This window comes from Dyella sp. OK584 (assembly GCF_057787755.1).
Genome location: NZ_CM173542.1, coordinates 853,730 through 865,991 on the forward strand (window position 1 = coordinate 853,730; position 12,262 = coordinate 865,991).

Consider the following 12,262-nt stretch of genomic DNA (forward strand, 5'->3'; position numbering starts at 1 on the left):
CCACTTTTCCGCAGAAACCGAAACGGTTGTCGCGTCATGGTCGGAAAAGGCCCCCTGTCGGCCTCGTTGTCATCGTGTGGCAATTCTACGGACTTGTTGGCGTCACATGCACAACGGCCGGCAACGGACAAATGGCGCCGCCAAGCGGTTCAGCCACTGTTTCGCCGCGCCGGGGACATGTCGATCTGATAGGTTGCGCCCTCGCCCGCCAGGAACGGACTTTTCCCCCATGCCCCTTTGTTTGCGCCCGCTCTCCTCCCTTGTTGCCGCCGCCCTGTTGGCCGGCTGCGCCAGCCAGGCACACAGGCCCGTTGCCCTGCCGGACGGCAGCCGCGCCCAGGTAGCCGTCCTGGAAACCACCGACGTCCATTCCAACGTGCTCAGTTACGACTATTACAAGCAGCGTGAGGATGCCTCGGTAGGCTATGAGCGCACCGCCACGCTGATCCGCCGCGTCCGCGAGCAGTTTCCCGACAGCTTCCTGTTCGATAGCGGCGACACCATCCAGGGCAGCGTGCTGGCCGACTACCAGGCTCAGGTGAAGCCGGTCGGCTGCGGCGAAGAGCTGGGTATCTACCGCGCCATGGACGCGCTGGGCTACGACGGCGGCACCGCCGGCAATCACGAGTTCAACTACGGGCTGGGCTTCCTCTCGCAGGTCACCGGCACGCCGATGAACGTGGAAGGCGGCCACAGCGACCGCTGCGCCGGGCCGCATTTCCCGCTGGTGCTATCCAACGTGTTCAGCGCGCGCGACGGCGCACCGATCTTCAAGCCGTGGAGGGTGGTGCAGAAGGACATCACGGTCACCGAACCAGACGGCAGCAAGCGCAGCGTGCCGTTGAAGGTGGGCATCATCGGCTTTGCCCCGCCGCCGATCCTGGAATGGGACAAGCAGAACCTGGCCGGCAAGGTCACCGTTACCGGCGTAGTCGAGGCGGCGCAAAAGTACCTGCCGGAGCTGCAGGCGCAGCATCCCGACCTGATCGTTGCCGTGCTGCACGGTGGCCTGAACACCGCGCCATACACGCCCGACATGGAGAACGGCGGCTGGTACCTGGCCGGCATACCTGGCATCGACGTGCTGCTGCTCGGCCATTCGCACACGGAATTCCCCGGCCCGCACTACAAGGGCATGCAGGACGTCGACGCCGAACGCGGCTTCGTACGCGGCAAGCCGGCGGTCATGGGTGGTTTCTTCGGCAAGGACCTGGGCGTGATCGACCTTGCCCTGCAGCGCAAGGACGGCCGCTGGGTGATCGACAACAGCCAGACGCACAGCGAGGTGCGCCCGATCTGTCCGAAGAAGAACGAATGCGTGCCCGCCGACCCCACGATCTCGCCGCTGGTGAAGCAGGCCCACGAAGCCGCCATTACCTACGTGAACACGCCGATCGGCGAAACCCGCGTGCACATGAGCAGCTACTTCGCCGACGAAGGCAACATGACGGCGCTCGCGCCCATCAATGCGGCGATGCGCGACTACGTGCAAAGCGAGCTGCCCAGGCTGCACCCGGAACTGGCGAAGCTGCCGGTGCTCTCCGCAGCGGCGGCATTTCGCACCGGCTTTGGCGGCCCGGATGACTACACCGACGTCGCGGCCGGTCCGCTCACCCTGCGCAGTGCCGCGGACCTTTACTTCTATCCGAACACGCTCGCCGCGGTGAAGGTGGACGGCGCCGGCCTCAAGGCATGGCTGGAGAAATCGGCGGAGCGCTTCAACCGCATCGATCCGGCGAAGGACGGCGAACAGCCGCTGATCAACGACCGCTACCCCGGCTTCAACTTCGACCAGATCCAGGGTGACCTGAGTTATGCGATCGATGTATCCAAGCCGGAAGGCCAACGCATTGTCGGGCTGCGCTACAAGGGCAAGCCGGTGACATCGCAACAGCAGTTCATCGTGGCCACCAACAACTACCGCGCGAGCGGCGGCGGCAATTTCCCCGGCCTGGACGGCAACAACATCGTGCTGGCCGCGCCGGACGGCGCCCGCGAGATTCTGGCCAAGTGGCTGCAGCGTCGAAAGACCATCGAGGCGAAAGATCTTCCGGCGACCTCGTGGCACTTTGCCCCGCTGAAGACACGTGGCGCGGTGGTGTTCAAGGGTGCGTCTGGCAAACAGGACATCGCTCGCGAAGCTGGCCTCAAGAACCTTCGACAGACCAAGGATCACGGCGACGGCACAGCGACCTACGCCATCGATCTTTCGCACTGAGGACATTGGTGTAACTGGCGCGGCGGCGTAGACTCCGCCGCGCCGATTCACGAGGGTCACTCATGCAGGACGAGCGCAAGTACTGGTTTCCCGCCAAGCGCTATGGCTGGGGTTGGGGTTTACCGGTCACCTGGCAAGGCTGGGTGGTGTTGATCGCCTTTGTGGCAATGATGGGCGTGGGTGTTCCCATTCTGAAACAGAATGGCTTTGCTCTTCCCTATGGCGCCATCCTCTTCGCGCTGTTCATCGGCATCTGCTGGTTGAAGGGCGAGCCGCCTCGCTGGCGCTCGGGCGGCCGCGACTAACAACACCATGTAGGAGCGCACCCTGTGCGCGACAGGCCTATCCCCAAGGGGCCCCAGCACAGCGATGACGCCGCAACTCCGATTTCCCCGGGGACCGTAAATCGCAGCACGCCCGACCTCTGCAGCCGCGCACAGGGTGCGCTCCTACATGTTCGGCATGCGTCGGGTTTGGACGTCCATCCGGGAAAGGTTTCAAACGTATCTGTTGACCGCACTGCAGCAATCGGCCTAAGGTTGGTGCATGTCGCCGCGAATCGCGCCAGCACGCATGCCTTCCAACCCGGTAACCACCGGGCGCATGTCGCTGTACGCAGGCGTCACCACCATCGCTGCCATGACCACCACCACGACCACTATTACCAGGTCGGGGTGGGTTTCCGTGCGCGAATAAGTTTTCCAACGCAAACGGCCCCGCCCTCGAAGAGGCGGGCCGGTGCACACTCCGACTTCCGCCAGCGAGCACGGGCCCCCACTGGAGGCCACCGTGAACCTTGCTGCATCTCCCTCGCTCGAACAGCCGTCGCCGCCACCGCATGTTGTAGCGCTGCCGACGGTCACCGCACGCCAGCGCGTGCTCGCCGTGGGCCTTATCGGTCCCGGCCGTGTCGGCAGCGCCCTGCTCGACCAGCTGCGCGCCGCGCAGCCACGACTGGCGCGTGCAGGCCTCGAACTCAAACTCTGCGGCGTCGCCGCCAGCCGACGCATGTGGCTGGACGCGGACGATCCCGAACTCAACGATCGCCATGGCAGCGCGCAGACCTGGCGCCCCAGCAACCTCGACGAGTTCGCCGCGCATGTGCTTGGCGACGATGGTCGCCACGCGCTGCTGATCGACTGCAGCGCCAGCGATGCGGTGGCGTCGCGCTACGCCGAATGGCTGACTCTCGGCTTGCACGTGGTGACGCCCAACAAGCTCGCCGGCAGTGGGCCGTTGTGGCGCCTGCAGGCCATTCGCGCCGCCTGTGTCAGCGGATCACGCTTCCGCTACGAGGCGACGGTGTGCGCCGGGCTTCCCGTGGTGCAAACGCTGCGCGACCTGCTCGATACCGGCGACGAATTGCTCGCGGTTGAAGGCATGTTCTCCGGCACGCTGGCGTGGCTGTGCCATCGCCACGATGGCAGCCGCCCGTTCTCGGCGCTGGTGCGCGAGGCACACGCACTTGGCTACACCGAGCCCGATCCGCGGGACGATCTCTCGGGCATGGACGTCGCACGCAAGCTGGTGATCCTGGCGCGCGAGGCGGGCTGGTCACTGTCGCTGGAAGACGTGGAGGTGCAAAGTCTGGTACCTCGTGAATTGGCAAAGCTGCCTGCTGAAGAAGCTATGGCTCACCTCGAATGTCTCGATACGCCCATGGGCGCGCAGCTGGCTCGTGCCCAGACGCAAGGCAGCGTGCTGCGCCATGTCGCCAGCCTCGACGCCCATGGCCGCGCCAGCGTGCGCCTGGCCATGCTGCCCGCCGCGCATCCATTCGCGCACACCCGGCTGACCGACAACATCGTGCAGTTCACCACCCGCCGCTATCGCGAGAACCCGATGCTGGTGCAGGGGCCGGGTGCGGGGCCGGAGGTGACAGCGGCAGGCATTTTCGGAGATCTTCTACGCATCGCCGAATCGCTTGAGGTGCGCTGATGAATGCGCAACTGGTTGATCCCATGACTGCCCCACAACGCGCGTTGAGCGCACAGGCCACCGCCTACGCCAGCGTCGGCAACGTCGCCGTTGGCTTCGATATCCTGGGCCACACCGTAGCCGGTGCCGGCGATCGCGCTCTGGTGCGGCGTATCGACGAGCCCACTGTGCGCATCGCCGCCATCCACGGCTGCGTCACCGACCTTCCGCTGGAAGCGGGCCAAAATACCGCCGGCGCGGCGTTGCTCTCGCTACGCCGCGCGCTTGGCTTGCGTCACGGCTTCGAGGTGGAACTCTACAAAGGCATCCCGCTCGGCTCCGGCATGGGCGGTTCGGCCGCCTCCTGCGTGGCGGCCCTCGTCGCCGCCAACGCGTTGCTGGAGCGCCCGTTGCCGCGCGAAGCGCTGTACGGTTTCGCACTCGACGGCGAGACCATCGCCAGCGGCAGCCGCCACGGCGACAACGTCGGGCCGATGCTGTTGGGTGGATTGGTGTTATCCACAAAAGATCGCCTGCTGCGCCTGCCGGTGCCTGAAAGCTGGCATTGCGCGCTGGTGCACCCGCATGTGGTGCTGGAAACGCGCCAGTCGCGCGCGGCGCTCGCGGGCGGCTTTTCGCTGCACGACGTGGTGGCCCAGCACGGCAATCTTGCGTTGATGCTCACCGGCTGCCATCGCGGCGATGCCACCTTGGTACGTGAGGGCCTGAAAGACGTACTGGTGGAACCGCGTCGCGCGCCGTTGGTGCCGGGCTTTGCGCGCGTGAAGCAGGCCGCGCTGGATTACAACGCGCTGGGCGCGAGCATTTCAGGCGGTGGCCCCAGCGTATTCGGCTGGTACGAACGGCGCGAGGATGCCGAACATGCCGCTGCCGCCATGGTCGCTGCATTTGCCGAAGCCGGCATCGCCAGCGACCCGCTGGTTTCCCCTGTCAACGGGCCAGCCGCCGAGCTGATGGAAGAGGATGCGGCATGAGCGAGCCGTTGCATTACCGCAGCACGCGCGGCGCACGCCATGCCGCACTGATCCACGAAGTCATCGCTGCCGGGCTCGCTCCCGATGGTGGCCTGTATGTACCCGAAGTGCTGCCTCAGGTTGATGCTTCCGCTTTCGATCCGCACGGTTCGCTGGCCGATACGGCGGCCGTCCTGCTTGCACCATTCTTCCGCACGAGTCCGCTGTCTGCCGAGCTGCCAGCGATCTGCCGCGAGGCGTTCGATTTCGACGTGCCGCTGCGCCCACTGCCCTATGTGGACGGCGCCTCGGTGCTGGAGCTGTTCCATGGGCCCAGTGCAGCGTTCAAGGACATCGGTGCGCGTTTCCTGGCTGCCTGCTTCCGGCGCCTGCGCCGTGACAGCGGCACACCGCTGACCATTCTTGTCGCCACTTCCGGCGATACCGGCGCGGCCGTGGCCGCGGCGTTTCATCGCCAGCGCGGCGTACGCGTGGTCATCCTCTATCCCGATGGCCGCGTGTCGCCACGACAGGCGCATCAATTGGGTTGCTTTGGTGACAACGTGCAAGCGCTGCGTGTGAGTGGCAGCTTTGACGACTGTCAGCGCATGGTGAAAACCGCGCTCAACGACGCCGATTTGCAGCCACGGGTACCACTGTCTTCTGCCAACAGCATCAGCCTGGGGCGCCTGCTTCCGCAAATGAGCTACTACGCGCATGCCTCGCTCGGCTGGTGGCGTCGCCATCGTTCACCACTCAACTTCATTGTGCCCACGGGCAACCTGGGCAACGCGCTGGCCTGCCTGTGGGTGCGCGAGATGGGTTTGCCGGTGGGTGAGATCCACCTCGCCTGCAACGCGAACGCGACGCTCAGCGATTATTTCGACGGCGATTCATACTCGCCTCGCCCCGCCATACCGACGCTGGCAAACGCGATGGACGTTGGCGCGCCCAGCAATTTCGAGCGACTGCGCTGGACTTTCCCTCACGACTACGAACTGCGCGTGCAGCTGCACGCCAGCAGCGTGGACGACGCCACCATCAGCGACACCATCGTTCGTCACGCGCGCGAGCATGGCGAGCAGTTTTGTCCGCATACGGCAACTGCCGTGCATGTACTCGATCGCATGGGCGCCACAGGTTTGCCATGGGCCGTGGTGGCCACCGCGCATCCGGCGAAGTTCGACAGCATCGTCGAGCCGCTGGTGGGACACCGCATCGAGGTGCCGCCCGCACTGGCGGCGATGTTGGAGCGTCCGGCAAGCGCCGAGCCGATGGCGGCGAGCGATGCGGCGCTGAAGGAGCGGCTGGTGCGGCGAGTGGAGAAGACGCAGGTGGTCGCGGGCTAAAGCGACGCCTTGGGCTCTCCTGCAGGAGCGCACCCTGCGCGCGACAAGCGTGCGATGTGGCGAGACCTTCACGCTGCGGTCGCGCACAGGGTGCGCTCCTACAAAAGGCCATGCGCTTCGAGCGCCGGGCGAACTATCAATCGTCCAGCACGGCGCCGTTGGTTTCGATCACCTTGGCGTAAAGCTTGGCCGTGGCCTTGGGCGTGCGCTTCTGCGTGGCGAAATCCACGTGGTACAGGCCGAAGCGCTTGGAGAAGCCGAGCGACCACTCAAGGTTGTCCATCAGCGACCAGGCGTAATAGCCCTTGAGGTTGACGCCTGCCTCGATCGCCCGATGCGCCGCCTTCAAGTGCTTACGCAGATAGCTGGTACGCAGCGGGTCGTCCAGCACATCGCCCTCGGCCACCGGCGGGTCATAGAAGGCCGAACCGTTCTCGGTAATGTAGAGCGGCATGTCGCCGTAGCGCTGCTTGAACCACACCAGCGTATCGGTGAAGCCCTGTTCGTACACCTCCCAGCCGGTTTCGGTGTACGTCCTGTTCGGCTGGCGCACCGGCACCGCCTTGAGCGGATAGGCGTTGGCGTCATGCTTCACCACCGCGCGCGTGTAGTAGTTGATACCGACGAAATCGACCTTCTGCTGGGTGAGCTTGAAATCGTCCGCGGGAAAATCCGGCCATGCCTCGCCAAAGATCTCCTTGAGCTCGGGCGGGTAACTGCCAAGCAACGCCGGATCGGCAAACTGCTCATTCATGTAGGCGTGCGCGCGGCGCGTGGCCGCGATGTCTTCCGCGCTGTCCGACGCCGGATATTTTGGCTCGATGTTGAACACCACGCCGATCTCGTGCTTGCCGACGGCACGATACGCCTGGATGCCAGCGCCGCTGGCGCGCATCAGGTTGTGCGCGGCAATGGGCGCTTCATACTTGCTGCGATGACCCGGCGCCAGCGCGCCATGAAGATAGCCGCCATCAGTAACGACCCACGGTTCGTTGAGCGTGGACCACCGTTTCACGCGACCATCCAGCGCCTTGAACACCACGCTGGCGTACTCGGCGAACCAATGCGCGATATCGCGGTTGAGCCAACCGCCGCGATCGTCCAGCGCAGCAGGCAGATCCCAGTGGAACAGCGTGGCATTTGGCTCGATGCCGTTTTCCAGCAGCTCATCGACCAGACGCGAATAGAAGTCCAAACCTTTCTGGTTGATTCGACCAGTGCCTTCCGGCAACACGCGCGCCCACGCGATGCTGAAGCGATAACCCTGCAAGCCCAGCGCGCGCATGAGCTGTACGTCGTCCTTGTAGCGACGGTAATGGTCGCAGGCGATATCGCCGGTATCGCCATTGGCCATCATGCCCGGCGTGTGCGCAAAACGCTCCCAGATGCTGGGACCCGCACCATCAGCCAGCGGCGATCCTTCGATTTGATAAGCCGACGTAGCGGCGCCCCAATGGAAGTCCGCCGGGAAGCGATAGCTGTGGGTCATGGTGGGCGAATTCCTTTTGCGGCAGCGCGGCTTGATGTAAACGATTACATAGCGAGAATAGCCGAGCGCGGCCCGAATGTGCACGGGTCTTTTCGCCTATATATGCAGTGGCCGCCAACGGCCCGGACCGAGGAGTGACGCTAAGTCGATGGCAACAGTGACTCTGGATCGACTGTGCAAGGTCTACCCCAATGGCCACGTGGGCGTGGCCGAGACCAGTTTCGATATCGCCGATGGCGAACTGCTTGTATTGGTGGGCCCGTCTGGCTGCGGCAAGACCACCTTGCTGCGCATGATCGCAGGACTGGAGTCGATCTCGTCGGGCACGCTGCGCATCGATGGGCGCGTGGTGAACGAGGTGTCGCCCAGGGATCGCGACATTGCCATGGTGTTCCAGAATTACGCGCTCTATCCGCATATGACGGTGGCGGAAAACCTCGCGTTCGGCCTTCGTCTGCGCGGCAAGGGCAAGGCAGAAATCGACGAGCGCGTGCGCGATGCGGCGCAGCTGCTGGAACTTGAGCATCGACTCACCTCGCTGCCCGCCGCGCTGTCCGGTGGCCAACGCCAGCGCGTGGCGCTGGGCCGTGCGCTGGTGCGCGAGCCCAAGGTGTTCCTGCTCGACGAGCCGCTGTCCAACCTCGATGCCAAGCTGCGCCTGTCGATGCGCGTGGAGATCGCGCGACTGCATCGCCGGCTCGGCGCCACCATGATCTACGTGACGCACGATCAGGTGGAAGCGATGACGCTGGGCCAGCGCATCGTGGTGCTCGACGGTGGCAAGGTCCAGCAGATCGACACGCCGATGAATCTCTACGACAAGCCGGCCAACCTGTTCGTGGCCGGCTTCCTCGGCTCGCCCGCGATGAATCTGCTGGGTGGCAAATTGCGTCACGGACAAGGGTGGACACTGGATACGGCAAACGGGGCGGTACCGCTCGGTGAGTTGACGCTGCAGACACCCGAGCTGCAGCCATGGATCGACCGCGATGTGGTGCTCGGCGTGCGCCCTGAGGATCTGCGCCTCACCGACGCCAACAACGCCGCACTGAGCGCGTTGCTCGAAGTGCCCGAGCCGATCGGCAACGAGATCTTTCTCAACCTGCGCCATGGCGATCAGGCCCTGGTGTCGCGCGTGGCGCCGGGTGCCCTGCCCGATGCCGGCACGCTGATGCATTTCCAGCTGATGCCCGAGCGTCTGCATTTCTTCGAACCGACCGGGGGCATGCGCATCATTTGAACGGCGAAACGGGAACGTCGGATCAAGTCGCCTCTTCAAACAACCGTCGCGGGGTGACGGCTTCCTGAGGACGTAGCGAATCGTTCAGCGCATCGCTATCCCTTCACACTACCCAGCAACAGCCCTTCGATGTAGTAGCGCTGCATCGCGAGGAACAAGGCGAGCACCGGGATCACTGTGACCACGGAGCCGGCCATCATCAACTCACTGTCCTGTGCATGTTCACGCGCCAGTGAGGCAAGGCCGATCGGCAGCGTGTAGTGCTCCTGCCCGGTCAGCGCGATCAATGGCCACATGAAGTCGTTCCATGCGGTGAGGAACGTGAAGATGGCCAACGTCACCATGATCGGCTTGAGCAGCGGCAACACGATCTGCATGAAGATGCGCAGCTCGCCCGCACCGTCAATGCGCGCTGCTTCCATGAGTTCGTCGGGAATGCCGCGAGCGTACTGGCGCACCAGGAAAATGCCGAATGCGGTTGCCATTGCCGGCACGATCACTGCCGCGTAGCTGTTCACCAGCCCCATGTATTTCAGCAGCAGGAACAATGGCAGCATCGCCACCTGCGCCGGAATCACCAGCATGCCGAGCAAGCCCTGGAAAAGCCGCTCGCGACCGCTGAAGCGCAACTTGGCAAAGGCGTAGCCCGCCATCAGGTTGAACGCGAGCGAGAGCACGGTAATACCGCTGGACACCAGCAGGCTGTTGAGCAGGTAGCGGCCCATGCCGGCGCGCAGGAACAGCTGCTCGTAGTTGTCCCAGGTGGCATGTGCGGGCAGCAGTGGTGGAGGCAGGTTGCTGGCCTCGCCAGGCCGCATGAACGACACCGACAACATCCACAGCAAGGGAAACACGGCGACCAGCGTGCCGCCGATCAGCAGCCCATGGATGACTGCCTTGGCCGCGCGCGAGCTCATGCGGTGGCTCCGCGTCGTGCCACCCGCAGCATCAGCGCGGTAACAGCGAACATGATTACGAACAGCAGGAACGCCACCGCCGACGCGGTGCCGAAGTTCCACCATTTGAAGCCTTCGTTGTACATCAGGTACAGCACACTGGTGGTGCTCTGCAGCGGGCCGCCCTCGGTCATCACGTAAGGTTCGGCGAACAACTGGAAATAGCCGGACACGGTGAGGATACCCACCATCAACAGCGTGGGCCCGAGCATCGGCAGCGTGATGTGGCGAAACTGCTGCACGCCCGATGCGCCGTCGATGCGCGCAGCCTCGTAGAGATCGGCGGGAATGGCTTGCAGTCCGGCGAGCAGGATGATCATGTTATAGCCAAAGTTCTTCCATACCGCGAACAGGATGATGGTGGGCATTGCCCAGTGTGGATCGCCCAGCCAGTCCACCGGATGGATGCCCAGCAGGCCAAGCACGTAGTTAGCCATGCCGTACTTGGTATTGAAGATGTAACGCCACACCACGGCCACTGCCACGACCGTCGTCACGACCGGCGCGAAGAGCGCAGTGCGGAAAAACGCCTTGCAGCGCGCCAGCGGCGAGTTGAGAAGCAGCGCCGCACCAAGCGATACCAGGATGGAAAGCGGCACACCCACCACGACGAAGTACAACGTGTGACCGAGTGCGGACCAGAACTTCGGCTGGTGCAGCAGATCCCAGTAGTTGCCCAGCGCCACGAAGCGCAGGTGATGGATATTGGCGAGCGCGTAGAGATCGTAGTCGGTGAGGCTGAGCGCAAATGCAGCGATGACCGGCAGCAGGAAGAAGATGCCCAGCACCAGCAGTGCCGGCGCGAGGAACAACCATGCCGCGCGCTGTCTGTTCACCGATGGGCCTCTCGATCAGCACGTGCATGGTCGAGGATCCAGCGACGTTTCTCCAGGATGCGATCGGCACGACGGTCGATCTCCGCTGCTGCCTGGTCCACGGTGAGGTCGCCCGCCACGGCTTGCGCGGCCACCAGCTGCATCTCGTTGGCGATCTGCTCCCACTCGGGCACCGGCGGCGTGGGCTTCACGCGTTCGAGCTGTTCACGGAACGCGCGCACTTTCGGATCGCCACGCAGGCTGCCGCCATCCCACGCACTGCGACGTGCCGGCATGTCGCCCAGCAAGTCGTAGAAACGCTGTTGCACGTCGGGGCGCGACAGGTACTCGATCAACATCCAGGCCGCCTCCTTGTTTGGCGAGCGGCGGAAGATCACCAGGCTCGATCCGCCCGCCGCACCCACGCCCGGGGCATCCGGCCCCGGCAGCGGCGCCGTGGACCAAGCATCCTGCTGCGATGACGGCAGGCGCTGGCGAAATTCGCCGATGTTCCACGGCCCGGAAAGGTAGAACGCGTAGACACCGCGACCAAATTCGTCCCACGGATTGCCGGCCTCCACATTGGTGATGGGCGGTGCCTGATGCAACCGAAACGTATCCACGTAGAACGCCAGCGCTCGCTTGAAGCCGGCGCTTTCGAAATTGCCGTAGCGCCCATCGTCACGCAGCATTGGCTCGGGTTGCTGCAGCGCCAGCGACATCAGTTGCTCGTACTCGTTGGTAGGCAGCAGGATGCCGTAGATACCACGCTCGGGATGGCTGAGTGCGGCGAGCACCTTGCGCCATTCGTTCCAATCGCGCGGCGGCGCATTGAAGCCGGCGGCCTTGAGCAGGTCCGTGCGATAGAACAGGAGGCGCGTATCCACGTACCACGGCACGCCATACAGCGCGCCGTCGATGAGGTTGGTGGCCCAGATGTTGGTGAAGTAATCGTCCTGCCGTACCGCGGCCGAATGGTCGACGCGCGCCTGCAAGGGTTCCAGCGCCTCGAGCGCGGCAAACTCAGCAACCCAGGTATTGCCTAGCTGGCTGAGATCCGGCGTGGAACTGCCGGCGAACGCGGTGAGCAGCTTCTGGTGCGCCGCCGTCATCGGCAGCTGCTGTACATTGACATGGATACCCGGATGCTCGCGTTCAAACTCGGGTAACAACTTGACCACCGCTTCACCTTCACGACCCACGGTCCAGAAGGTGAGCGTGTGTGAATCACTTGCCGGTGACGAACACCCGGCAAGTGACAGCATCAATCCGCCCAGCAGGGCCACCATCCCGCGACGCATATG

Annotated in this window: 11 protein-coding genes; 7 read left to right on the plus strand and 4 right to left on the minus strand. The window is 64.3% G+C overall.

What is annotated here, in order from left to right:
• The first annotated feature begins 229 nt into the window (after window positions 1-229).
• The 6 genes from AC3CBN_RS03775 (at window position 230) to thrC (ending at window position 6,458) form a co-directional block, all read left to right on the plus strand.
• Window positions 230-2,218, plus strand: a complete 1,989-nt coding sequence (locus AC3CBN_RS03775) for a bifunctional 2',3'-cyclic-nucleotide 2'-phosphodiesterase/3'-nucleotidase (protein ID WP_488635486.1) — start codon at window positions 230-232, stop codon at window positions 2,216-2,218.
• Between the two features lie 62 nt (window positions 2,219-2,280).
• A complete protein-coding gene (locus tag AC3CBN_RS03780; protein WP_488635487.1) occupies window positions 2,281-2,523 on the plus strand; it encodes a hypothetical protein in 243 nt (80 codons plus the stop codon).
• Between the two features lie 241 nt (window positions 2,524-2,764).
• The gene (locus AC3CBN_RS03785; RefSeq protein WP_488635488.1) at window positions 2,765-2,914 is read left to right on the plus strand and encodes a hypothetical protein; all 150 of its coding nucleotides are present in this window, start codon (window positions 2,765-2,767) and stop codon (window positions 2,912-2,914) included.
• Between the two features lie 93 nt (window positions 2,915-3,007).
• Window positions 3,008-4,156: a homoserine dehydrogenase family protein gene (locus tag AC3CBN_RS03790; protein WP_488635489.1), complete on the plus strand. Its 1,149-nt coding sequence runs from the start codon at window positions 3,008-3,010 to the stop codon at window positions 4,154-4,156.
• A gap of 23 nt (window positions 4,157-4,179) precedes the next feature.
• A complete protein-coding gene (locus tag AC3CBN_RS03795) occupies window positions 4,180-5,130 on the plus strand; it encodes a homoserine kinase (RefSeq protein ID WP_488635490.1) in 951 nt (316 codons plus the stop codon).
• A complete protein-coding gene (gene thrC, locus AC3CBN_RS03800) occupies window positions 5,127-6,458 on the plus strand; it encodes a threonine synthase (protein ID WP_488635491.1) in 1,332 nt (443 codons plus the stop codon). The genes AC3CBN_RS03795 and thrC overlap by 4 nt, the downstream gene beginning before the upstream one ends.
• Window positions 6,459-6,594: 136 nt before the next feature.
• Here the strand turns inward: thrC and AC3CBN_RS03805 are convergent, their stop codons facing one another.
• Window positions 6,595-7,947 (minus strand): GH1 family beta-glucosidase, encoded by a 1,353-nt coding sequence (locus AC3CBN_RS03805; RefSeq protein WP_488635492.1) that lies wholly within the window; start codon window positions 7,945-7,947, stop codon window positions 6,595-6,597.
• A gap of 148 nt (window positions 7,948-8,095) precedes the next feature.
• On the opposite strand from AC3CBN_RS03805, the gene AC3CBN_RS03810 reads away from it, so the two are divergent.
• On the plus strand, window positions 8,096-9,187 hold the full coding sequence (locus tag AC3CBN_RS03810) for an ABC transporter ATP-binding protein (RefSeq protein ID WP_488635493.1): 1,092 nt from the start codon (window positions 8,096-8,098) through the stop codon (window positions 9,185-9,187).
• 95 nt (window positions 9,188-9,282) lie between these two features.
• On the opposite strand, the gene AC3CBN_RS03815 is transcribed toward AC3CBN_RS03810, so the two are convergent.
• The 3 genes from AC3CBN_RS03815 to AC3CBN_RS03825 are packed head-to-tail and all read right to left on the minus strand — an operon-like array spanning window position 9,283 to window position 12,247.
• Complete coding sequence (locus AC3CBN_RS03815; RefSeq protein WP_488635494.1) at window positions 9,283-10,104, minus strand: carbohydrate ABC transporter permease; 822 nt, start codon at window positions 10,102-10,104, stop codon at window positions 9,283-9,285.
• Window positions 10,101-10,979: a carbohydrate ABC transporter permease gene (locus AC3CBN_RS03820; protein ID WP_488635495.1), complete on the minus strand. Its 879-nt coding sequence runs from the start codon at window positions 10,977-10,979 to the stop codon at window positions 10,101-10,103. The genes AC3CBN_RS03815 and AC3CBN_RS03820 overlap by 4 nt, the downstream gene beginning before the upstream one ends.
• On the minus strand, window positions 10,976-12,247 hold the full coding sequence (locus AC3CBN_RS03825; RefSeq protein ID WP_488636663.1) for a sugar ABC transporter substrate-binding protein: 1,272 nt from the start codon (window positions 12,245-12,247) through the stop codon (window positions 10,976-10,978). Before AC3CBN_RS03825 ends, AC3CBN_RS03820 begins: the two co-directional genes overlap by 4 nt.
• Window positions 12,248-12,262: the final 15 nt, after the last annotated feature.